This is a genomic window from Stenotrophomonas sp. GQ19 (genome assembly GCF_059758695.1).
Map to the genome: position 1 here is coordinate 29,032 of NZ_JCAXES010000012.1, position 21,674 is coordinate 50,705.

At 68.5% G+C, this 21,674-nt stretch carries 21 protein-coding genes; 12 read left to right on the top strand and 9 right to left on the bottom strand.

The features are described from left to right. Nucleotides 1-62: 62 nt before the first annotated feature. Nucleotides 63-2,492: a putative bifunctional diguanylate cyclase/phosphodiesterase gene (locus AC6CHL_RS18755; RefSeq protein ID WP_498295752.1), complete on the bottom strand. Its 2,430-nt coding sequence runs from the start codon at nucleotides 2,490-2,492 to the stop codon at nucleotides 63-65. A gap of 175 nt (nucleotides 2,493-2,667) precedes the next feature. Continuing rightward, entirely contained in the window at nucleotides 2,668-4,623 is a 1,956-nt protein-coding gene (locus AC6CHL_RS18760) for a DEAD/DEAH box helicase (protein WP_137188966.1), read from the bottom strand. Between the two features lie 265 nt (nucleotides 4,624-4,888). Here AC6CHL_RS18760 and AC6CHL_RS18765 point away from each other — a divergent pair, with 265 nt between their 5' ends. After that, on the top strand, nucleotides 4,889-5,119 hold the full coding sequence (locus AC6CHL_RS18765) for an RNA-binding S4 domain-containing protein (protein WP_038689530.1): 231 nt from the start codon (nucleotides 4,889-4,891) through the stop codon (nucleotides 5,117-5,119). Between the two features lie 6 nt (nucleotides 5,120-5,125). On the opposite strand, the gene ubiM is transcribed toward AC6CHL_RS18765, so the two are convergent. From ubiM to AC6CHL_RS18785, 4 genes are all read right to left on the bottom strand, one after another. Then, nucleotides 5,126-6,346, bottom strand: coding sequence for a 5-demethoxyubiquinol-8 5-hydroxylase UbiM (ubiM, locus tag AC6CHL_RS18770; protein WP_498295754.1), 1,221 nt, complete (start codon nucleotides 6,344-6,346; stop codon nucleotides 5,126-5,128). 99 nt (nucleotides 6,347-6,445) lie between these two features. Beyond that, complete coding sequence (locus AC6CHL_RS18775; RefSeq protein WP_038689533.1) at nucleotides 6,446-6,835, bottom strand: MAPEG family protein; 390 nt, start codon at nucleotides 6,833-6,835, stop codon at nucleotides 6,446-6,448. Nucleotides 6,836-6,865: 30 nt separating this feature from the next. Continuing rightward, nucleotides 6,866-7,399 (bottom strand): DUF4019 domain-containing protein, encoded by a 534-nt coding sequence (locus AC6CHL_RS18780; RefSeq protein ID WP_498295818.1) that lies wholly within the window; start codon nucleotides 7,397-7,399, stop codon nucleotides 6,866-6,868. Nucleotides 7,400-7,455: 56 nt separating this feature from the next. Further along, nucleotides 7,456-8,601 carry a COG3904 family protein gene (locus AC6CHL_RS18785; protein ID WP_038689537.1) on the bottom strand — a complete coding sequence of 382 codons (1,146 nt, stop codon included), beginning with the start codon at nucleotides 8,599-8,601 and terminating at the stop codon, nucleotides 7,456-7,458. A gap of 169 nt (nucleotides 8,602-8,770) precedes the next feature. Here AC6CHL_RS18785 and AC6CHL_RS18790 point away from each other — a divergent pair, with 169 nt between their 5' ends. The 3 genes from AC6CHL_RS18790 (at nucleotide 8,771) to AC6CHL_RS18800 (ending at nucleotide 12,069) form a co-directional block, all read left to right on the top strand. After that, nucleotides 8,771-10,237, top strand: coding sequence for a DNA-3-methyladenine glycosylase 2 family protein (locus AC6CHL_RS18790; RefSeq protein WP_498295756.1), 1,467 nt, complete (start codon nucleotides 8,771-8,773; stop codon nucleotides 10,235-10,237). After that, the gene (locus tag AC6CHL_RS18795) at nucleotides 10,234-10,725 is read left to right on the top strand and encodes a methylated-DNA--[protein]-cysteine S-methyltransferase (protein ID WP_498295758.1); all 492 of its coding nucleotides are present in this window, start codon (nucleotides 10,234-10,236) and stop codon (nucleotides 10,723-10,725) included. The genes AC6CHL_RS18790 and AC6CHL_RS18795 overlap by 4 nt, the downstream gene beginning before the upstream one ends. An 87-nt stretch (nucleotides 10,726-10,812) precedes the next feature. Continuing rightward, nucleotides 10,813-12,069: an alkaline phosphatase family protein gene (locus tag AC6CHL_RS18800; protein ID WP_498295760.1), complete on the top strand. Its 1,257-nt coding sequence runs from the start codon at nucleotides 10,813-10,815 to the stop codon at nucleotides 12,067-12,069. A gap of 91 nt (nucleotides 12,070-12,160) precedes the next feature. Here AC6CHL_RS18800 and AC6CHL_RS18805 read toward each other — a convergent pair whose 3' ends face one another. Further along, the gene (locus tag AC6CHL_RS18805) at nucleotides 12,161-12,343 is read right to left on the bottom strand and encodes a 30S ribosomal protein THX (RefSeq protein ID WP_038689543.1); all 183 of its coding nucleotides are present in this window, start codon (nucleotides 12,341-12,343) and stop codon (nucleotides 12,161-12,163) included. A gap of 116 nt (nucleotides 12,344-12,459) precedes the next feature. Further along, nucleotides 12,460-12,873 carry a MerC domain-containing protein gene (locus tag AC6CHL_RS18810; protein ID WP_038689545.1) on the bottom strand — a complete coding sequence of 138 codons (414 nt, stop codon included), beginning with the start codon at nucleotides 12,871-12,873 and terminating at the stop codon, nucleotides 12,460-12,462. 157 nt (nucleotides 12,874-13,030) lie between these two features. Here AC6CHL_RS18810 and AC6CHL_RS18815 point away from each other — a divergent pair, with 157 nt between their 5' ends. After that, on the top strand, nucleotides 13,031-15,226 hold the full coding sequence (locus tag AC6CHL_RS18815; RefSeq protein ID WP_498295762.1) for a TonB-dependent receptor: 2,196 nt from the start codon (nucleotides 13,031-13,033) through the stop codon (nucleotides 15,224-15,226). 120 nt (nucleotides 15,227-15,346) lie between these two features. On the opposite strand, the gene AC6CHL_RS18820 is transcribed toward AC6CHL_RS18815, so the two are convergent. Next, complete coding sequence (locus AC6CHL_RS18820; protein WP_498295764.1) at nucleotides 15,347-15,628, bottom strand: hypothetical protein; 282 nt, start codon at nucleotides 15,626-15,628, stop codon at nucleotides 15,347-15,349. Between the two features lie 288 nt (nucleotides 15,629-15,916). On the opposite strand from AC6CHL_RS18820, the gene AC6CHL_RS18825 reads away from it, so the two are divergent. From AC6CHL_RS18825 to AC6CHL_RS18855, 7 genes are all read left to right on the top strand, one after another. Then, nucleotides 15,917-16,351: a MarR family winged helix-turn-helix transcriptional regulator gene (locus AC6CHL_RS18825; protein ID WP_038689550.1), complete on the top strand. Its 435-nt coding sequence runs from the start codon at nucleotides 15,917-15,919 to the stop codon at nucleotides 16,349-16,351. Next, on the top strand, nucleotides 16,348-17,586 hold the full coding sequence (locus AC6CHL_RS18830; RefSeq protein WP_498295766.1) for an MFS transporter: 1,239 nt from the start codon (nucleotides 16,348-16,350) through the stop codon (nucleotides 17,584-17,586). The genes AC6CHL_RS18825 and AC6CHL_RS18830 overlap by 4 nt, the downstream gene beginning before the upstream one ends. 13 nt (nucleotides 17,587-17,599) lie before the next feature. After that, complete coding sequence (locus AC6CHL_RS18835) at nucleotides 17,600-17,827, top strand: hypothetical protein (protein ID WP_447592625.1); 228 nt, start codon at nucleotides 17,600-17,602, stop codon at nucleotides 17,825-17,827. Between the two features lie 122 nt (nucleotides 17,828-17,949). After that, on the top strand, nucleotides 17,950-18,516 hold the full coding sequence (locus AC6CHL_RS18840) for a TetR/AcrR family transcriptional regulator (protein WP_038692396.1): 567 nt from the start codon (nucleotides 17,950-17,952) through the stop codon (nucleotides 18,514-18,516). Continuing rightward, a complete protein-coding gene (locus AC6CHL_RS18845) occupies nucleotides 18,513-20,198 on the top strand; it encodes an MFS transporter (protein WP_038692398.1) in 1,686 nt (561 codons plus the stop codon). Before AC6CHL_RS18840 ends, AC6CHL_RS18845 begins: the two co-directional genes overlap by 4 nt. A gap of 8 nt (nucleotides 20,199-20,206) precedes the next feature. Beyond that, nucleotides 20,207-21,400, top strand: coding sequence for an HlyD family secretion protein (locus AC6CHL_RS18850; protein WP_447592621.1), 1,194 nt, complete (start codon nucleotides 20,207-20,209; stop codon nucleotides 21,398-21,400). Then, nucleotides 21,397-21,525: a hypothetical protein gene (locus AC6CHL_RS18855; protein WP_275131306.1), complete on the top strand. Its 129-nt coding sequence runs from the start codon at nucleotides 21,397-21,399 to the stop codon at nucleotides 21,523-21,525. The genes AC6CHL_RS18850 and AC6CHL_RS18855 overlap by 4 nt, the downstream gene beginning before the upstream one ends. Nucleotides 21,526-21,674 lie beyond the last annotated feature (149 nt).

The following is a 21,674-nucleotide window of genomic DNA, read 5'->3' on the forward strand; positions in this document are numbered from 1 at the left end:
TTATCGCCCGAACCTGGCGCTTTCACGCAGCCCATCGCGGCGGGCGGCGCGGGCCATTGGTCTCATGGCTGGCCCGGCCGGCCCTCCGAAGGCAGCGCGCTGCGCCCCGGCCACAGCGCCGGCTGGGTCATCCGCTCCAGCGCCATCGGTCGCTCGATCGCATACCCCTGCAGCCCGTCCACCCCCAGCACCTGCAGCTGTTCGGCGACGTCGGTCGATTCCACCCATTCGGCAATCACGGTCATGTGCAGCTCACGGCCAATCTCGGTGATCGCGCGCACCGCGGCGCGGCTGACCGGATCGATGTCCATGTCGCGCACGAATACACCGTCGATCTTGAGCATGTCCGCCGGCAGCTGGCGCAGGTAGCCAAACGAGGACAGCCCCGAGCCGAAGTCATCCAGCGCTACCTGGCAGCCCCGCGCCTTGACCGCTTCGATGAAGCTGCGCGCCTGGGCCAGGCTGCTGATGGCGGCGGTCTCGGTGACCTCGAAGCAGAGCTTGCGCGCCAGCCCGCGGTTGCGCTCCAGCAGGTCGCAGACGAAGGCCAGGAAGCTCGGCTCGGCAATCGACTGCGCCGACACGTTGACGTTGCACAGGCCCAACCGCTGCACGTGCGCCGGGCACACCTGCAGGTGGCGGAACAGCAGCCCCAGCACGTGCCGGTCCAGTGCCATGCCCATGCCATAGCGCTCCACGGCCGGCATGAACTCACCGGGGGCCTGGAGCAGGCCGTCGGGGCTGCGCATGCGTACCAGCACTTCGTAATGCAGGAAGCCCGGATCGCCGACGCGCTCGATGCGCTGCGCATACAACAGCATGCGGTTCTCGGCGATGGCACTGGTCACCCGCGCCAGGCGTTCGGCTTCCTGCCGGCGCTCGTCCAGCGCCATGCGGCTTTCGTTGTAGCAGTGCACGCGGTTGCGCCCGGCTTCCTTGGCGGCATAGCAGGCACTGTCGGCCGCACTCATCAGCCAGTTGACGTCCACCGCCTCGCGGGTGACCTCCACCACGCCGACGCTGCAACTGACCCGCAGGCTGCCGTCGCCATGCTGGAAGTTGGCCTGGCCCAGCGAACGCACGATCCGCTGCAGCACCTGCTTGGCCTCTTCCTGGGCCGCATTGGCCAGGAACAGCGCGAACTCGTCGCCGCCCAGCCGCCCTACCCAGTCACCCTCGCGCACCGACCCCACCAGGTAATCGGCGAAGTTGCGCAGCAACTGGTCGCCCGCGGCGTGGCCCAGCCCGTCGTTGACCAGCTTGAAATAGTCCAGGTCGATGTAGCACAGGCTGTGCACGCCGCCATGGTTGCGAACATCGATCAGGGCCTGCTCCAGCAGGCGTTCGATCTCGCGCCGGTTGATCAGCCCGGTCAACGGATCGTGGCTGGCGTGGTGTTCCACCTCGCGGGCCAACGCATGGTTCTGCGACACGTCTTCCACGATGGCGAACACCGACACCTCGCGGCCGGCCGTGCGCACCAGCGTGCCGCTCCAGCGGCCCCACATCAGCCCGCCATCGGCGCGCCGGAAGCGCAGCTCGGCCGGGCGCAGCTGGCGCCCCCAGTCGATCTGGCCCGCGTCGTCGAGCACCAGTTCGCCCTCGGCCACCAGGTCCTGGATGGACAGCCCGAGCAGCGCATCGCGCGAGTAGCCCAGGATGTCGGCCATGGCCTGGTTGACCTCCATGACACCACCGGTCTGGTCGAATTTGAGCATGCCCACCGTGGCCTGGTAGAAGGCCGCACGGAAGCGGCTTTCCTGTTCCAGCAGATCGTGCCGCACCCGTCGCGACAGCATCACGGCCACGAGGGTGATCAACAGCACCGACAATCCGCCCACCAGCAAGGTGGTGATGCGCACGATCGAGGCCGTGCGCTGCAGCGACATCGAAAAGGCCTTGGCACGGGCCTGCAGGTCACGATCCAGGGCCTGCAGCTGGTCCAGCAACAGCGCCTGGGTCACCGGTTCCACGTCGCGGCGGGCGTGCAGGACCTGCGCCGCGCCGACCAGGCCGGCCAGCTGCAGCAACGGGGCGTCGGTCTGTCGCCACAGCCGTACTGCATCCTTGAAATAGCCGAGGTGGCCCAGGTACCGGAACGACAGGATCAGGCGGTTGATGTCACCCGGCGCGTTGCCGCCGCCGAGGAACCCGCGCCGGGCCCGGGCCAGGTCGGCGTCGTCCTGCTCCAGCGCGCGCCGCGCGTCCAGGTCGCCCAACGGCACGGTCAGTGCCTGGCGGGCTTCAGCCAAGTCACGCGGTCGACCGTGGTTGATATAGCGGCTGAGCGCGAAGCTGGCCTGCTGCTGGCTCCGCGACCAGTGGCTCTGCCCCACGATCCACGCGGTGGACGCGGCCTGCAGCTCCTGGATCAGCGCGGAAATGCCCACCAGGCCAATCGCCATGCCGGTCAGCAGGACGAAGCGCAGGGTCAATCCCCGCGTGAGATACGGTACCGCTGTTGCACCAACATCCCTGCCAGTTGCCAGCATCGCGGATCCCCCCGGAGCCGTGGAGTGGGTGGTGTATCGAGCCCATCAACCTTCAGGCTAGATCGGGGGATGTTGAAACGGTGCGAAACCGAGCGGCGGCGCGTTGCGGCATTTCCGCCCCCCGGAAACGACAACGCCAGCCCGAAGGCTGGCGTTGTCTGGATCGCGTGGGCGATCAGCCGTTGCGCGGACCGCGCGGCTTGAAGCCGTCGCGACGCGGCGGGCGATCATTGCCGCCCGGGCCGCCCGGACCACGATGGCCACCCGGACCACCCGGACCACGCGGCTTGCCACCGAACTTCGGCTTGAAGGCCGGGCGCGCCGACGGGGTCAGGTCTTCACCCGGCTCGACCTTGCGCATCTGAAGCTGCTGGCCCGAGACCCACACCTTCTTGAGGTGGGTCAGCAGGTCCTGCGGCATTTCGGCAGGCAGGTCCAGCACCGAGAAGTCGTCGTGGATGTCGATGCGGCCGATGAAGCGGCTTTCCAGCCCGGCTTCATTGGCGATCGCGCCGACGATGTTGCCCGGCTTGACGCCGTGCACATGGCCCACTTCGATGCGGAAGGTTTCCATGCCCGGCTCGGCGGCACCGCGCGGGGCGATGTCACGGCGCGGGGCGCGTTCGAAGCCGCCGTCGCTGTTGCCGAAGTCGCCTTCCGGACGCGGCGGACGCGGGCCGCGGTCGTCTTCACGACGCGGGCCACGCTCGAAGCGCGGCTCGAAACGGGCCGGACGCTCGCCACGGTCGTTGCTGCGCTCGTTGCGCTGGTGCGGGGCACGCTCTTCACGGGCACCACGGACCGGCGGGGTCAGCAGGAACGGCGAATCGCCCTGCAGCAGCTTGGCCAGCGCGGCGGCGATCTCGATGGCCGGCACGTTCTTCTCGCCTTCCAGGCGCTGCAGCAGGTCGCGGTAGAACTCGGTGCCGCCGGCATCGAGCACATCGCTGATGCGGCTCATGAACTTGGTGATGCGGGTGTCGTTGACCGCGTCCACGCTCGGCAGCTGCATCTCTTCGATGGGCTGGCGGGTGGCGCGCTCGATGGCACGCAGCATGCCCTTTTCACGCGGGGTGGCGAACAGGATCGCGTCACCGGTGCGGCCGGCACGACCGGTACGGCCGATGCGGTGCACGTAGCTTTCGGTGTCGTACGGGATGTCGTAGTTCAGCACGTGGCTGATGCGCTCCACGTCCAGACCACGGGCGGCCACGTCGGTGGCCACCAGGATGTCGAGCTTGCCTTCCTTCAGCATGCCGATGGTGCGCTCGCGCTGGGCCTGCTGCATGTCGCCGTTGATGGCGGCCGCGGCCAGGCCACGGGCCTGCAGCTTCTCGGCCAGCTCTTCGGTGGCCGCCTTGGTACGCGAGAAGATGATCATCGCGTCGAACGGTTCCACTTCCAGGATGCGGGTCAGCGCGTCCAGCTTGTGCATGCCGCTCACCCACCAGTAGCGCTGGCGGATGTTGGCCGAGGTCGTCGTCTTGCTGACGATGGTCACTTCGGCCGGGTTCTTCAGGTAGGTCTGCGCGATGCGGCGGATCTGCGACGGCATGGTGGCCGAGAACAGGGCGACCTGGCGGGTCTCCGGCAGCTTCTTCAGCACGGCTTCGACGTCGTCGATGAAGCCCATGCGCAGCATTTCATCGGCTTCGTCCAGCACCAGCGTCTTCAGCTCGGACAGGTCCAGGGTGCCGCGCTCGAGGTGATCGATCACGCGGCCCGGGGTGCCGACGATGACGTGCACGCCACGGCGCAGGGCCTGCAGCTGCTGGCCGTAGGGCTGGCCGCCGTACACCGGCAGCACGCGGAAGCCGGGGATGCCCGACGAATAGGTCTGGAACGCCTCGGCGACCTGGATGGCCAGTTCGCGGGTGGGCGCCAGCACCAGCACCTGCGGCTTGGTCTGGTTGAAATCGAGGTTGGACAGCACCGGCAGCGCGAAGGCGGCGGTCTTGCCGGTACCGGTCTGGGCCTGGCCGAGCACGTCGCGGCCTTCCAGCATCGCCGGGATCGTGGCAGCCTGGATGGGCGACGGGGTTTCGTAACCGACGGTGGCGACGGCCTGCATCACAGCGTCGGACAGGCCGAGGTCTGCGAACAGCAGCGGCGCGGAGGTTTCTTGGGACATGGGGAACTCCAAAGCACTGCCGTTGAGGAGGCAGTGAGATAAAAAAGGGGATGGTCCGCGCTTTGGGCGCCCTTTCTTATCGCGTGCCCTAGCGCTGCTCGGTCGGAGGAGAATTCACTCGCTCAGGCCGCGATGATACTCCATCGTTCCTGAACAACGCGTACAGATTTCCGCATGGATGCCGTTCTGCCGCCTGCTGGCGCACAATACGCGCCCTCTCCCGGCCCGGTCCCACGTCCGCGCCCCTTCCCAGGATACCCGTTCCATGCAGACCCTCGAATTTGAACTGGACCGCGACTACGTCGAGCTCAAGCAGCTGCTCAAGCTGGCCGACCTGGTCACCAGCGGCGGCGAGGCCAAGACCGTGATCGGCGACGGCCAGGTCCTGGTCGACGGCGAGGTCGAACTGCGCAAGGCCTGCAAGATCCGCGGCGGCCAGGTGGTGCAGTTCGGCGACACCACCATCAACGTGCTGGCCGACAGCGACGCCCCCTGACCCACCTCAGACCCGCGCGTCGCGCTGGGTCAGGTGGGCGGCGATCAACTGGCGGAACGGGGCCACACCGTGCGCCAGGCGCAACCCGGCCCGGCGCAGCATCCGCGCGGGCAGGCGGTCATCGGTGTACAGCGTGGCAATGGCATTGGTGGCCTCGTACAGCGGGCGCGAGGCCAGCCGGTGGCCGCGCTCAAAACTGGCCAACCCGGCCGGTGCGCCGATGTCGCCGCCGCGGGCCGCCGCCTGGTTCAGCACGCTGGCCAGCCGGTGCGCGCCGGCCAGGCCCAGGTTGAACCCATGCGCGGTGACCGGGTGCATGCCCACGGCTGCATCGCCGATCAACGCGCAGCGATCGCCCACGAACGCATGGGCATATACCCCCACCAGCGGGTAGGCCACCGGGGCCGCGCTGGGCACCATCGCCCCCAGCCGCTGCTCGAACAAGCCACTGATGCTGTGCCCGAAGCGGGCCGGCTCCTGCGCCATCAAGGCCTCGATCTGGCGCGGCGGCAGGGTGATCACCGCCGAGGCCTGGTCGCCATTGAGCGGCAGCAGCGCCATCGTGCGACCGTACCCGAACCACTCCCACGCGGTGTGCTGGTGCGGCACCTCGATCTGCATCCGGCAGACCAGCATCGACTTGCCGAAGTCGCGCATGCGCGCCCCGATCCCGAGCATGCGCCGGGTACTGGAGAAGCGGCTGTCGGCGGCCACCACCAGGCGCGCGGCCAGGCGGCGTCCATCGGCCAGGGTGACCACGCTGCGCCCTGCCCCCGGCACGATGCCGGCCACGCGCGTTTCATCCAGGATCTGCAGGCCCGGCTGGTCCTGCACGCTGGCCCAGGCGGCGCGGCGGATCAGATGGTTGGGTACAAGCCAGCCCAGATCCTGCGTATCGCGCTGGGTGGCGGCAAAGGTCAGCGCGAACGGCGAGCTGCCGTCCATCACCTTGGCGTCGCGCAGCGGGGAGATCTCGGCCGGGTCCAGCCGCTGCCAGATGCCCAGCGTCTCCAGGCTCTGCCGCGAGGCATGGGTCAGCGCAATCTCGCGGCCATCGAAGGCGGCCTCCGCCAGTGCCGCGCGCGGCTGCTGTTCCACCAGCGCCACCTGCAGGCCGCTGCCGGCCAGCGCGCGGGCGAAACACAGCCCGGCCGGGCCGGCGCCCACCACCACCACGTCCACCGGCTGCTCCGGCATGCACTGCTCCTGGGTGGGTTGGTCCGACATGTCCGATCCTGCGGTGACTGGTCCATGCCAGCTTAGCGCCGATCGCGCGCGCCCCGCCTTGATCTGGATCAGCGGCCGCAGCCGCCGTTCACTGGTGCGTTACAGCAACGCCCACAGCAACAGCACGATGCCCACCAGCGAGGCCAGCCACACCAGGCTGCGCACGTACGGCACGCCGGCTGCGTACAACGGCAGATACACCACCCGTGCCCAGAAATAGAGCTGCGCGGCCAGCGCGGTCAGCCCGTCCTGACGCTGGGTCAGCACCACCGCCAGGATCGCCGCCGCAAAGAACGGGAAGGTTTCCATGAAATTGGACTGCGCACGCTGCAGGCGCCCGGTCAGCGGCCGCACCGGCGGGTTCTGCCCATCGCGGGCCGACGCGTTCCACTGCAACCCGCGCTCGCGGGTGACGGCGGTGGAGGCGGCGAACAGGTGCACGATACCCAGCACCATCGACCACACCAGCATCTGGATCTCGATACTCATGCTGCACTCCTCAGGAAATGACGGGGTCGATCAGGGCGTAGCGGCGCGCACGCTGTAACCGGCCAGGCGCCAGACCCGGTCTTCGTCCAGCCGGAACGACACCAGCTCGCGTACCGGCTGGGCGCTGTTGGCAAACCGGGTGGGGAAGCTGACGTTGATGTACAGCCCTTCGGGCACGGTTGCGCCGGCGGCGTACTTGACCCGGGTCACCACCGGCTGGCCGCGCGCCGCCAGCGCGCCGAGGCGCTTGCGGTCGGCGTTGAGCTGGCTGACGAAGGCCTGTTCGGTGACCGACTTCTTCGCCACGGCCGAGGCGCCTTTCCATGCCTCGGCAGCGCGGTTGGTGTCCACCAGCTGCGCCACCTGCAACGCGGCTGCACTCATTTCCGCATCCTGCTTGTGCACCTGCGCCTGCTGCGCCGGGGTCAGGGCCGGGCGTGCAGCGGGTGCGGCGGCCGGAGCCGGGCGCGCAGGGGCCGGCGCGGGCGTGGCCGGCGGCGGGGTCTGGGCCTGGGCAACAGCAGCAAGCAGGAGCGAAGACAGCAGCAGCGGAACACGCATCAGGACACCGTTGGCTGGAAGGATCCAGGCCAGTCTACGGGAACCCCGTGAGTGGTTCGTCAGTTGCGTTCGGCGGTTTCCGGCGAGGGTTGGCCAACGTCGCTGGCAGTGCGCTCGGCCGGCGCGTCATGGCCGGGCGCAACGCTGGACGGCAGCAGCGTGGACACGTCGATCTCCGACAGCGGGCTCTCGTCCGGGCAGGTGGCATCGGGGAAACCGTAGCGCTGCTTGAGCGTCTGCCCGCAGCTGTTGACGGTCTCCAGTTCGGTGCCTTCGCGCTTGCAGGTCTGGTCGAAGGCGATCAGGAACGCGTCCTTGCGCCGCACGAAATCATCGCCGCATTTGCGCATCTGCTTGATCCGCTCCAAGTCGTCCTGCACCGCGTTGGTGCCATCCAGCCCGAACTGGCGCAACTCGTCGCTGGTCAGCAGGCGCAGGCTGCGGTTGGGCACGGTCATCATCAGGTCGGCCACGCCGACCGCCACGCCGTTGCGCTGCAGGTAGTCCTTGACGTTGTCGTAGACCTCATGGAGCTCGCGGTTGAGCTCGGCCCGCGAGGTCGCCTTGGAACTGATCCGCATCATCCGATGGATGCCGACCTTGCCGGCCACCAGGCGGTTGTCGCCGGCGGCCAGCACGAACACGCAGGCGCTGTGGCAGACCGAGCCTTCGCGGATCCAGATGGTCCAGTTGGATTCGCCGATGCGGTCGCCGGCCACGATCGCCGCTTCCACCTGGCCACCGCTGGAATCCAGGTCGAGCACACGCTTGGAGATGCGTTGCGCGTCGGCCACCATCGCCAACCGCGCCACCAGCTCGGAGAAGCCGGGGTTGATCTTGCCCACGTAGCGCACCCGCACCAGCCCGCGCTCCACGCACGGTGCCAGCGCGGCGTCGATGCTGGCGCGGTCCAGCGTTTCCAGCGCGATGCCATCGCCGCCTTCGCCGGCGTAATCGGTGTCGCAGCTCACCCACGCCTTGCCGTTTTCCAGCGCCGCCTCGCCCCAGCCCTGGTCGCCGCGCTTGGGCGGCAACGGGGCCGGTGCCGGCGCATCGGCGGCGTTGAACGACACCATGTGGTCGCCATCGGCGGTCTGTGCACGCACCGCCTTGTCGGCGGCAGTGACGTTGCCGGGATTCTCCAGCTGGCTGCAACCGGCCAGACCCAGGCACAACAGGGGCAACCACCACGACTTGAGCAACATGAACGACCCGGTATCCGTACGAAGGAGCGCGCGCAGCGGCGCGTGAACACACAGTCTAGTGTGCGCGACCGTCTGCGCGGGAACCTGCCCTGAACCAACGCGACCGGCCGTCGCATTGCTGTCCGAAAATGGCGAGCCGAGCGCGACGGCCGGGCATAGACTGGGCCCCATGGACACCGCCCTGCCCCTGGACTACGCCGCCTGCGAAAGCGCCCGCCTTGCCCGCGATGCGCGCTTCGACGGGGTGTTCTTCACCGCCGTGCGCAGCACCGGCATCTACTGCCGGCCCGTGTGCCCGGCGCCCCCGCCGAAGCCGCGCAACGTGGACTACTACCCCACCGCTGCGGCGGCCGCGGCGGCCGGGTTCCGTCCTTGCCTGCGCTGCCGCCCGGAACTGGCGCCGGAGGCCCAGGACGCCCTCAGCAACGAAACGCTGCAGCGCGCCCTGGCCCTGATCCACGATGGCTACCTGCAGGACGCCGCCGTACCCGCGCTGGCCACCCGGCTGGGACTGAGCGCGCGCCAGCTGCAGCGCCTGTTCGTGGCGCGCCTGGGCGCGGCGCCGGCGCAGATCCATGCCACCCGCCGCCTGTTGCTGGCCAAGCAGCTGCTGACCGAAACCGCGCTGCCGGTCACCGACGTGGCCATGGCTGCCGGCTACAACAGCCTGCGCCGCTTCAACGCCGCGTTCGTGGACGGCTGCGGCATGCCGCCCACCGCGATCCGCCGCCAGCGCGGGGCCCTTGATGATGGCGCGCTGACCCTGCGCCTGGGCTATCGGCCGCCGCTGGATTTCGCCGCGATGCTGGATTTCCTGCGCCGCCGCTCCATTCCCGGCATCGAGTGCATCGACGCGGACAGCTATCAGCGCGTCATCGGCCCGCCCGAACGGCCCAGCGTGCTGCGGGTCAGCGCCGACCCCAAACGTGCCGAACTGCGCCTGCAGCTGGGCCAGGTCGACCCGCGTGCCATTCCCGGGATCGTGCGCCGGGTGCGTCGCATCTTCGACCTCGATGCCGACCTGCGCATCGTGCACGCCACGCTGGCGCAGGACCCGCTGCTCGCGCGCGGCATCGCACTGCGCCCCGGGCTGCGCGTGCCCGGTGGCTGGGATGGCTTCGAAGTGGCGGTGCGCGCGGTGCTCGGCCAGCAGGTCAGCGTGGCCGCCGCCACGACCCTGGCGCGGCGCGTGGTGGATCGGTTCGGACAGGACCTGGCGGGCATGCCGGCCGGACTGGACCGCCAGTTCCCCACCCCGCAGGCACTGGCCGAGGCGCCGCTGGAAAGCATCGGGCTGCCGAAAACCCGCGCCGCCACCGTGCGCGCCGTGGCCCTGGCGGTAGCAGAAGGCCGCCTGGATTTCAGCGCCGGCCAACGGCTGGAGAGTTTCGTCGAACGCTGCGTGGCGTTGCCCGGGATCGGGCCGTGGACCGCGCATTACATGGCACTGCGCGCACTGGCGCTTCCCGATGCCTTCCCCGCCGGCGACCTGGTGCTGCAGCAGGTGCTTGGCGGCCAGACCCGCCTGAGCGAACGCGCCACCGAAGCGCGCTCGCAGGCCTGGCGACCGTGGCGCGCCTATGCGGTGCTGCACCTCTGGCACCTGTCCACCCCCACTTCCGGAGCGACCCCATGACCCTGTTCTACGACACCTTCGACAGCCCCATCGGCGCATTGACCGTGGCCGGTGACGCCCAGGGCATCCACCACATCCTGTTCGAAAACAACCGCTACGACGCCAAGGGCCGCGCGCAGTGGCAGCACGACGCCGATGCACTGCGCGATGCGCGTACGCAACTGCTGCAGTACCTGCAGGGCGAACGCCAGCGCTTCGCCTTGCCGCTGGCCCCGCATGGCACGCCCTTCCAGCTGCGCGTGTGGAAGGCGCTGGCCGACATTCCTTTCGGCCAGACCTGGAGCTACGTGGAGCTGGCCCGCCACATCGGCCACCCCACGGCCAGCCGCGCGGTCGGTGCCGCCAACGGCCGCAATCCGTTGCCGATCGTGCTGCCCTGCCACCGCGTGATCGGCAGCAGCGGCGCACTCACCGGCTTCGGCGGCGGGCTGCCGACCAAGGCCGCGCTGCTGCAGCTGGAAACGCACACCGGCGCGCTGTTCGCCTGATCGCGCAGGTGATGCACATCGCTCACCTGGCCTGACCCTGCCATCGGTTGTCTTCGCCGCGTCACCCCACCGGACTATCATGGCCGGATGACTTCCGTCCGCCTTTCGTTGGCGCTTGCCGCCACCCTCGCGTTGACCAGCTGTGCCAGCGTTCCTTTCGACTCTGCGACGGCGGGCCGCGTGCCGGTTGCCGCGCCCGCTACCACGCCGAAGCTGCTGCTGGTGTCCATCGACGGCCTGCGTGCAGACATGCTCGACCGCGGCATCACCCCCAACCTGTCGCGCCTTGTCGACGGGGGCGTGCGTGCACGCTGGATGACCCCGTCCTATCCGTCCCTGACCTTCCCCAACCACTACACCATCGTCACCGGGCTGCGTCCGGACCACCACGGCATCATCCACAACAGCATGCACGAGGACGCACTGGGCAGCTTCCGTCTGAGCAAGCGTGAAGCGGTGACCGATGCACGCTGGTGGGGCGGCGAGCCGATCTGGGTGGGCGCGGAAAAAGCCGGTGTGCGCACCGCGACGTTGTCCTGGCCCGGCAGCGAAGCCGCCATCCAGGGCGTACGCCCCAGCCAGTGGCGCACCTACGATGCCAGCGTGCCGTTGCCCGACCGGGTGGACCAGGTGTTGGGCTGGGTCGGCCAGACCGATGTCGATGCGCCGCGGTTGGTCACGCTGTACATGGAACAGGTGGACCACGCCGGCCACGACCATGGCCCGGATTCGCCGGAGTATGCCGCCGCGATCGGCGAGGTCGACCAGGCCATCGGTCGGCTGCTGGACGGCCTGCAAGCGCGCGGGCTGGAAAACAGCACCAACGTGATCGTGGTATCCGACCACGGCATGGCCAGCGTGCCCGACGGCCAGACCATCGCCATCGAAGACATGGTCGACCCGACGATTGCCACGGATGTGTCGATGGGGCAGTCGGTGGGGTTTGCGCCCTTGCCGGGCAAGCGCCGCGAAGCCGAAAAGGCGCTGCTGGGGGCACACGCGCAGTACGACTGCTGGACCCGGCAGACGCTGCCGGCGCGCTGGCACTACGGGTCCAACCCGCGTATTCCCCCGATCGTGTGCCAGATGCACGAGGGCTGGAACGCACTCAGCCGCGCCAGCGTGGCCACCCGCGCGCCCGGTACCCGTGGTTCGCACGGGTACGACAACGCCCTGCCCTCGATGCGCGCGGTGTTCATTGCACGCGGTCCATCGTTCAAGCAGGGCCAGACCATCGCAGGCTTCGACAACGTCGACGTGTATCCGCTGCTGGCGCGCCTGCTGGGCGTTCCAGCGGCCCCCAATGATGGCGATGCCGAGCGGCTGCTGCCGGCGCTGCGCTGATCTGCATGCCGCGCGCGCCGCGCGGCCTGTGCGTGACGCATAAAAAAAACGCGGCGCAAGCGCCGCGTTTTCTTCGACCCGCCAGGCGGGATCAACCGGCCTTGGCGACAGCCTTCTTGGCCACGGCCTTCTTGGCCGGTGCCTTGGCAACGGTCTTCTTGGCGACCGGCGCAGCTGCGCCCACGGCCACCTTGCTCACCACGTGCGAGCGCGAATTGCCGTAGCTGGCGTTGAAACGCTTGCCCTTGGCGGTCTTGCGGTCACCCTTACCCATGTCGTCAACTCCTTAGTCTGAAACCTGATTCTGATTACCCCGCACTGACACGGGTTCGGCGGGGCCGCCCTCTCAGGCGCCCCCGCGCACGATCTGGAAGCCTACCATGCGCGCTCTCAATGAGCACAGCTGGCGTCGTGGACGTGGCCGTGGTTCAGGCGCAGGTTGACCAGATGGGCCACGCCGACCAGCACGCCGCCCAGGGTCATCACCACCGCATGCGGCACCGCCGAGTGGTGCAGCGGGTCGTACAGCAACCCCGCCCACAGCGCGGTCAGGCCCGGAATCAGAAAGGCCAGCGCGCGCAACGCGCCGTGCCGGCGCCAGCCCCAGACCAGGCTGAACAGGCCCAGCAGGGTGACAAAGCTCACCAGGGCCAGCTCCACGCCGTCGCCCATCCAGACCGACAGCCCCAACGACGGCGCAGCCGCCAGCAGCACCGGCAGCACAGCGCAATGCACGGCGCACAGCAACGAGCCGGTGGCACCGAAACGATCCAGCAGATGGCGAACACGAGCGAACAGGGGCATGACTTCCAGCAGGGTCGGCGAAGCGTTATGGAATAATATAACATCAATCCTGACGCGCACCCTTGCCTCCCCCTGACTTGCCCTCCCCCGTCCCGTTACGGGATCCGCGCGCCCTACCATTGATATATTGTAACAATTGACCGAAGGCCCTTGCCCTATGCGCTCCAGCTCCCTCCTGCTCACACCCCACGCCCTGTCCCTGGCGCTTGCCGCCGCCCTGCTGCCGTCGCTGGCCATGGCCGCGGACGCCCCCGGCAGCCACCGCGACGGCCACCTGACCGAACTGTCCACCGTGAAAGTCACCGCCTCGCCGCTGCAGGGCGATGCCGAATCGCTGGCCCGCCCGGTCGACGTGCTGGCCGGTGAGCGCCTGGACGAGCAGAAGGCCGGCACCCTGGGCGACACCGTGGCCAAGCTGCCCGGCGTGCAGAGCACCTTCTTCGGCCCCGGCGTGGGCCGCCCGATCATCCGTGGGCAGGAAGGTCCGCGCGTGGCGGTGCTGTCCAACGGCATGGGCAACATGGATGCCTCCACGGTGAGCGCCGACCATGCCACCAGCATCGAGCCGTTCCTGGCCGACCAGATCGAAGTGCTGAAGGGCCCGGCCACGCTGCTGTTTGGCAGTGGCGCGATCGGCGGCGCGGTGAACGTGGTGGACGGCCGCATCGCCCGCGAACTGCCGGACCGTCCGCTGAGTGGTCGCGCCGAACTGCGCGGCAATTCGGTCAATGATGAGCGCAGCGGCATGTTCCGCCTGGACGGTGTCAGCGGCAACGTCGTGTTGCATGTGGACGGCCTGGTCCGCAACGGCGATGACTACCGCATTCCCGGCTATGCGGTGATCGATGGCCTGGAAGACCACAGCGGTCACGAGCACGCCGAAGGCGACACCGACGAACCGCGCCGCGGTCGTCTGGACAACAGTTCGATCCGTACCCGCGCCGGCGGCGTCGGTGCCACCTGGCTGGGCGATGACGGCTACTTCGGCGTGTCCGCCAGCACCTACCGCACCAACTACGGCATTCCCAACGGCGCGCACGTGCATGCCGACGACGACCATGGTCATGACCACGATCACGACCATGGCGACGAGGAAGAAGGCGACGAGCATGACGTCCGCATCGACATGGTGCAGAACCGCTTCGAGGCCAAGGGCGGCATTTACCAGCCGACCTCGTTCCTGAAGAACATCAACCTGCGTACGGCCTACACCGACTACGAGCACACCGAACTGGAAGCCGGCACGCCGGCCACGCGCTTCACCAACCGTGGTATCGAAGGCCGCCTGGAAGCGGTGCAGGAACAGATCGGCGGCTGGGACGGCGCGTTCGGCCTGCAGTTCGGCAACAGCGACTTCGGCGCGAAGGGCGAGGAAGCGTTCGTGCCGGACACGGGCACGAAGAACATCGGCCTGTTCGTGCTGCAGGAAAAGCAGTTCGGCCCGTTCAAGCTGGAACTGGGCGGCCGCCATGATCAGGTGAAGCTGGACCCGACCGGCGATTACCGCGCGCGCAAATTCGACGCCACCAATCTCTCCGCGGCCGGCATCTGGACCCTCAACGACGCCGTCGATCTGCGCTTCGGCATCGACAGCTCCGAGCGCGCCCCGACCAACGAAGAGCTTTACGCCGCCGGTGCGCATATCGCCACCCGCTCGCTGGAGATCGGCGATGCGAACCTGAAGACCGAACGCGGCCAGCGCGTCGAACTGGGCATCCATACCCACAGCGACCGCATCGACTTCTCCGCCTCGATCTACCAGACCAAGTTCAAGGACTTCATCTACCTGGCCGACACCGGGGTGGTCGAATCGCTGCCGGTCCGCCTGTGGACGCAGCAGGACGCCACCTTCAAGGGTGCCGAAGCGGAAGCGCTGTTCCACCTGTTCGAGGGCAACGCGGGTGATTGGGATCTGCGGGTGTTCGGCGATTACGTGAAGGCGGAGCTGGATGGCAGCGGCAGCCGCAACGTGGACATCGCCGTGCCGCACGGCGATCACAACCACAACTACACCGTGGAGCTGGCCAACACCGGTTACCTGCCGCGGATCGCGCCGGGCCGGGTGGGCGCGGACCTGCGCTGGTCGCGTGACGGCTGGCGCGCATCGGTGGGCGCAGTGCGTTACAGCAGCCAGAAGGACGTGGCGCAGAACGAGGATACGAGCAAGGGCTACACGCTGGTGGACGCGCACCTGGCCTACCGTTGGGACCGCAACGACAGCAACAGTTACGAGGTCTTCCTGGACGGCAACAACCTGACCAACCAGGAAGTGCGCCCGCACACCTCGCTGCTGCGCGACTACTCCCCACTGCCGGGCCGCGGCGTCGCGTTCGGTATCCGCGCCTTCTTCTAAGACACTCGTTTCGACTGGGGTCGTTTGATCACCCTGAGGGGGCCGAAAGGCCCCCTTTTTTTTCTGAAGCTAAAAGCTTGTTGTTCCACTGTCTACCTGGGTGGGTGGGGGTCTGTGGGTTCACGGGACACGCCGCAAGTACGTCCCTGTAGGCTCCGTCGCGCCATCCATGGCGCTCAGGGTCCCGTGAACCCACAGACCCCCACCCTCGACAGTTTTACGGTGGCCCAAAAAAACAAGAGCAATCGAAAGCGCTAAAGCAACAGCAACAACAGCAACAACAGCAACAACAACAACAAGATCAACAAGATCAACAACAAGATCGACTGCCATCGCAACTGCGAAAGCAATTTCTAGAGCAACAGCCGCTTCGATCACCAATGCCAGCGTCGCAGTAAACAAAAGCCCCGATGCCCCAGCTGTTTGCCAGCACGCGCGTGATCTGTGAGATGGGTGGCGGGTACGCGGTTCCAGGACCGTTGGGCGCCATGGATGGCGCCCACGAGCCCCCAGGGATGGGTTCACGGCGTGTCCTGGAACCGCGTACCCGCCGCCCATACACGCCAACCACCGGCCACCGCCAAACCGCTCCGGCTCCGGTTCTGGCTTCGGCTCCAGCTCTGGCCCTGGCACTTGACCTTTTACGTGCATATACACGTATGATCCAGCCAGACCACCCGGCGCGCCCCCATGGACCCCACCACCGCCAGCCCATGCACCTGCTTCCGCCTGCGCCGCGCCTCGCGCCAGCTCTCGCAGATCTATGACAGCCACCTCGCGCCCGCCGGACTCAGCCTCAACGCCTACTCCATCCTTCGCCGCGCCCCCGCGCCCCGCCAGCTTGGCGAACTCGCCGACGCCCTCGGCATGGACCGCACCACCCTCACCCGCAACCTCAAACCCCTCCTCCTCGCCGGCTGGCTCCAGGAACAACGCGGTCACGACGCCCGCCAACGCCTCATCGCCATCACCCCCGCCGGCAAAGCCGTCCTGCGCCGCGCCCGCCCCCTCTGGCAGCGCGCCCAGGCACACATCGAACGCGCCTTCGGCACCCTCCCCACCACCCACCTCAACACCCTCCTCGACCAGCTCGACCACGCCCTCGCGCCTGGAGCCCCCGCATGACCGCCCAGCCCGCCACCCCGCGCGCCCCGACCATGCACTGGGGCCTGCTCGTCGCCGCCTCCGCCATCCTCATGGTCACCATGGGCGTGCGCCAGACCAGCGGCCTCTACCTCGACCCCATCCACCGCAGCACCGGCGTCAGCATTGTTGAAATCAGCTTCGCCCTCGCCATCGGCCAGTTCGTCTGGGGCGCCGTACAACCCGTCTTCGGCGCCGTGGCCGACCAGCGCGGCGCGCTCCCCGTACTGCTGTTCGGTGGCGTCCTGCTCGCCATCGGCCTCCTGCTGGCGCCCTACCTCACCAGCCCGCTCGGCCTCAGCTTCAGCCTCGGCCTGCTCATGGCCGCCGGTGCCGGCGCCGGCAGTTTCTCCGTGCTGATCGGCGCCACCGCGCATCGCCTCCCCGCTGAAAAACGCTCCTTCGCCGCCGGCCTCATCAACGCCGGCGGCTCGCTGGGCCAGTTCGTGTTCGCCCCGCTCGTGCAATGGATCATCAGCAGCGCCGGCTGGGCCCGCGCCATGTTCACCATGGCCGCCATCACCCTGCTCTCGCTCCCCCTGGCCTGGCCCCTGCGCCGCCGTGCCGGCGACCATGCCGCCGGCGCCAGCGCCGACGAGGACGGCGGCCTGCGCGCACAGCTGCGCCTGGCCGTGCGCGACCGCAGCTACTGGTGCCTGCACCTGGGCTTCTTCACCTGTGGCCTGCACATCGCCTTCCTGGTCACCCACCTGCCCGGCGAAATCGCCCTGTGCGGGCTGTCGCCCACCGTCGCCTCCACCTCGATCGCGCTGATCGGCCTGTTCAACATCGCAGGCAGCCTCATCGTGGGCGCGCTCGGCCAGCGCTACCGCATGAAGTACCTGCTGTTCTGGATGTACGCCAGTCGCGCGGTGATGATCGGCCTGTACCTGGTTGCCCCGCCCACCCCGACCACCTTCTACGTGTTCTCCGCCGCGCTCGGCTTCACCTGGCTGGCCACCGTCCCGCCCACCGCCGGCCTGGTCGGCAAGCTGTTCGGCCCGCGCTACCTCGGCACCCTGTTCGGCTTGACCCTGCTCTCGCACCAGCTCGGCGGCTTCTTCGGTGCGTGGCTGGGGGGCGTGGCGCTGGCCCATTCCGGCAACTACCTGTGGATGTGGTACGCCGACATCGCGCTGGCCGCCATCGCCGCCCTGGTCAACCTGCCGATCCGCGAAGCGCGCTATGGTTGCCACGGTGTCCCTACCTCCCGTTGATGCCGGTGCACCGATGACCGATTCCTTCCCCGCCGGTTCACGCCTGGACCGTGACGCGCTGGTCGCGCTCATCGCGCGCATCCAGGCCGCACCGGGCACCGAACAGGACACCGATGCCGATATCCAGCGGCTGGTGGACGCTGTGCTCGATCCGGACGCGGTGAACTACATCTTCCATGCAGACCTGTCCGCGCCCCAGATCGCCGATCGGATCCTGCAGTACCGTCCGCGGGTGCTGTGAGCTGACACTGCCTGGGCGCGCGATCGTCGACGGCTTCACGCCCCGCAGACCTTTCCGCATCCTGCCCCACCCCCGTCTCATCGGCCCCTTCCGTTGCGGACATTTTCGTCCGAAGATGTCTCATGACCTCCCAACGTGCCGATGCGGCTGCCCGCCGCGCCCTCATCCTGGACGCCGCCGATGCGGTGTTCGGCCAGCATGGCGTCACCGCCCCGCTCGACCTGGTGGTCGAACGTGCGCAGGTTGGCCGCGCCACGCTGTACCGCAATTTCCCCGACCGCACCGCGCTGGTGGAGGCGCTGCTGCAGCGCACGGTGGCCCGCATCAACCGCCAGGTGCAGAGCCTGGGCGAACGCGATGATGCCTTGTTCGACGTGCTCGAAAGCATGGCCGCCCGCATCGTGCAGTCGCCGGCGTTGTCGGACTACTGGCGCGCGGTGGACCCCGATGACCCGGCCATCAAGGCCGCCCGGCACACCATCTGGGGCCTGCTGGAAGCGCCGATCCAGCGCGCGATCGCCGCCGGCCTGTGCCGGGCGGACCTGCAGGTGACGGACATTTCACTGATCTCAGGCATGCTGGGAGCCGCGCTGCGTGGCAAATCCCGCGAAGAGCGGGCCAAGCTGGTGGCGCGCGCCCTGCAGTTGCTGCGTACCGGACTGCAGGGACCCGTCGACGCGGAGGGCTGATGGCGCAGTACCTCAAACCGATCCCGGACTGGGAAGACCACGAAAAGCCGACCCTGCCCGGCTCGGCGTCGATGCCATGGCATCCCTGGCACCGGCGCGTGGCCTATGCCGCCGTGGCGCTGCTGGTGGGCATCACCGGCGGGCTGGGCAATGCGCTGGTCACCGCCAACCTGCCTTTCATGCAGGGCCAGCTCGGCCTGACCCCGGCGCAGGGCAGCTGGCTGGTGGCCGCCTATGCGATGGTCAATGTCACCGCCAACCTGCTCGCCTTCAAGTTCCGCCAGCAGTACGGCATCCGCCTGTTCGCCGAAATCGGCCTGGGCCTGTATGCCGCGCTGGCGGTGCTGCACCTGTTCGTGGGCAGCTATGAAACCACCGTGCTGACACGCGCGGCCAGCGGGTTCGCCGGCGCTGCCTGCAGCACCCTGGGCACGCTGTACATGCTGCAGTCGCTGCCGCGCAAATACACCGGCAACCTGCTGGTGATCGGCGTGGGCATCTCGCAGCTGGCCGTGCCGATCGCCTGGCTGGTGTCGCCGGGGCTGGTGGACACCGGCCAGTGGCACAACCTGTACCTGTTCGAGGCCGGCCTGGCCCTGTGCGCCTTCGCCGCGGTGGTGGTGTTGAAGCTGCCGCCGGGCGTGCAGATCAAGGCCTTCGAGCCGCTGGACTTCCTCACCTTCGCCCTGCTCGCCCCGGCGGTGGGCCTGCTGGTGGTGGTGCTGGCGCAGGGCTACGTGCGCTGGTGGCTGGACACGCCGTGGCTGGGGTGGGCGCTGGTGGCCTCCGTCGCGCTGGCCACCGCCGGCTTCATCCTCGAGCACTACCGGCGCAACCCGCTGCTACAGACGCGTTGGCTGGCCAGCCTGCCGGTGCTGCACTTCATCGTCGGCGCGTTCCTGATCCGCTTTCTCACCACCGAGCAGTCGTACGGCGTGGTCGGGTTGATGCGCCAGCTGGGCATGGGGCCGGACCAGATGCGCCCGCTGTTCGGGGTAATCCTGGCCGGTGTGGTCACCGGCATCGCGGCTGCCTCGCTCACCTTCGGCCCCAAGCGCATCATCGCCCAGCTGCTGATGGCCATTCTGCTGCTCGGCAGCGCGGCCCTGCTCGACCAGAGCCGCACCAGCCTGGATCGCCCGCACGACTTCTACGCCAGCCAGTTCCTGGCGTCGGTGGGCGCCGGCATGTTCATGGGGCCGTTGATCATGCTTGGCATCACCCAGGCATTGAAGCAGGGTGTGGACCACATGATCACCTTCCTGGTCACCCTGTCGATCACCCAGACCCTGGGCGGGCTGGCCGGCTCGGCGGTGCTGGGCACCTACCAGCTGCACCGCGAGCAGCTGTATTCCAGCGCACTGGTCAGCCAGCTCGACCCGGCCGACGGCGTGGTCGCACAGCGCCTGAAACAACAACAGCAGCTCTACGCCGGGTTGATCACCGACCCGGTGCAGCGCAGTGCGCAGGGCACGGCGCAGTTGGCGCTGACCGCACGCCGCGAAGCCAATGTGCGCGCCTTCAATGATGTGTTCCGGCTCAGCGGCACGGTCGCGCTGGGCTTCCTGGGCTGGTTGCTGCTGCTATCGGTGCGTACCGCCGTCCTCAAGCAGTGGCGCAAGCGCCACCCTGCCCCCTCTTCCCCTTCAGTCGCGGCGCCGTTGCCCGCCCCGCCCCGATGAGCCCCCCCATGCCCACGCCCCCGCCCCGCGACGACAGCGCACCCGAGAACGTCAACCCGGCCCCGCCGACCGATGCCGCCCCCGCCAGCAGTGCGGCCGCGCCGGGTGCGGTGCCGCCGCCGAGCGCGCCCAAGTACCTCAAGCCGAGCACCCGCAGCGTGGTGATCATGATCGTGATCGCGCTGCTGGGCATCGCGCTGATCCTGCGCGCGTGGTCGTTGTGGCCGTTCGACAGCACCCGGGTGAGCACCGACAACGCCTATGTGCGGGGCCAGATCACCGTGCTGGCGCCGCAGGTCAATGGCTATGTCACCGAGGTGCTGGTCAAGGATTTCCAGCACGTCAAACAAGGCGACCCGCTGGTGCGCGTCGATGACCGCATCTACAAGGAAAAAGTGGCGCAGGCCCAGGCCGACCTGGACAGTGCCAAGGCCGCGCTGGCCAACTCCGACCAGGCCCAGGCGCAGAACCGCGCGCAGATTGGTGCCGCGCAGGCCAACCTTGTTGCCGGCCAATCGGAGCTGGCGCGGTCACGCACCGAGCTCAAGCGCTATGAAGCCCTCGCCGCGCAGCAGCTGGTGGCGCTCAGCGACCGCGACAAGCTACGTACCGGGGCGCAGTCGGCGCAGGCGGCCGTGCTGCAGTCGCAGGCGCAGATCCGCATCGCCGAGGAAACGCTGACCTCCACCCAGGTGGCACGCAAGAGTCTGGAAGCCCGCGTGGAAACCGCACAGGCGCAGCTGGAACTGACCCGGATCGACCTGGCCAACACGGTCATCCATGCCCCGCGCGACGGCCAGATCAGCGAAGCCTCAGTGCGCCTGGGCCAGTACGTCACGGCCGGCTCGCAGCTGCTGTTCCTGGTGCCGGACACGCTGTGGGTAGTGGCCAACTTCAAGGAAGGCCAGACCTGGAAAATGCGCATCGGCCAGCCCGCCTCGTTCAAGGTGGATGCCTTCGACGGTGAAAAGCTGCACGGGCACATCGAGCAGATCGCCCCGGCCACTGGCTCGGAATTCAGCGTGCTGCGCCCGGACAACGCCAGCGGCAACTTCACCAAGGTGGTGCAGCGCCTGCCGATCCGCATTTCCATCGACCCGGACCAGCCGCTGGCCAAGCGGCTGCGCCCGGGCATGTCGGTGGTGGTGAAGGTGGATACGGCGGCAGACGGCAGCGATACCGCCGCGGCGGAGCGCCGATGAAGTTCAACGCACTGGCGCAGAAGGCGGCCAAGGGCAGCGCGCCGGCGGCTTACGGTGGTGCGCTGGAGGTGGAGCAGCTGATCGCCGGGGCGGCCACGCATGGCGTGGTTCTACCAAGGGGATGATCGATCCGGGACATCGCGCAAAGAAGGCTCTTCTCCCATCGAGGGGAGCGACTTGTTGCAAGGGCGGGTGCCCGGGTGTGCGGGCGCCGTTTGGATCGGCTGGCGTCGCCGATCAGGCCTGTCGCGAGCGTGAGGGCCCCGCAGCGGCC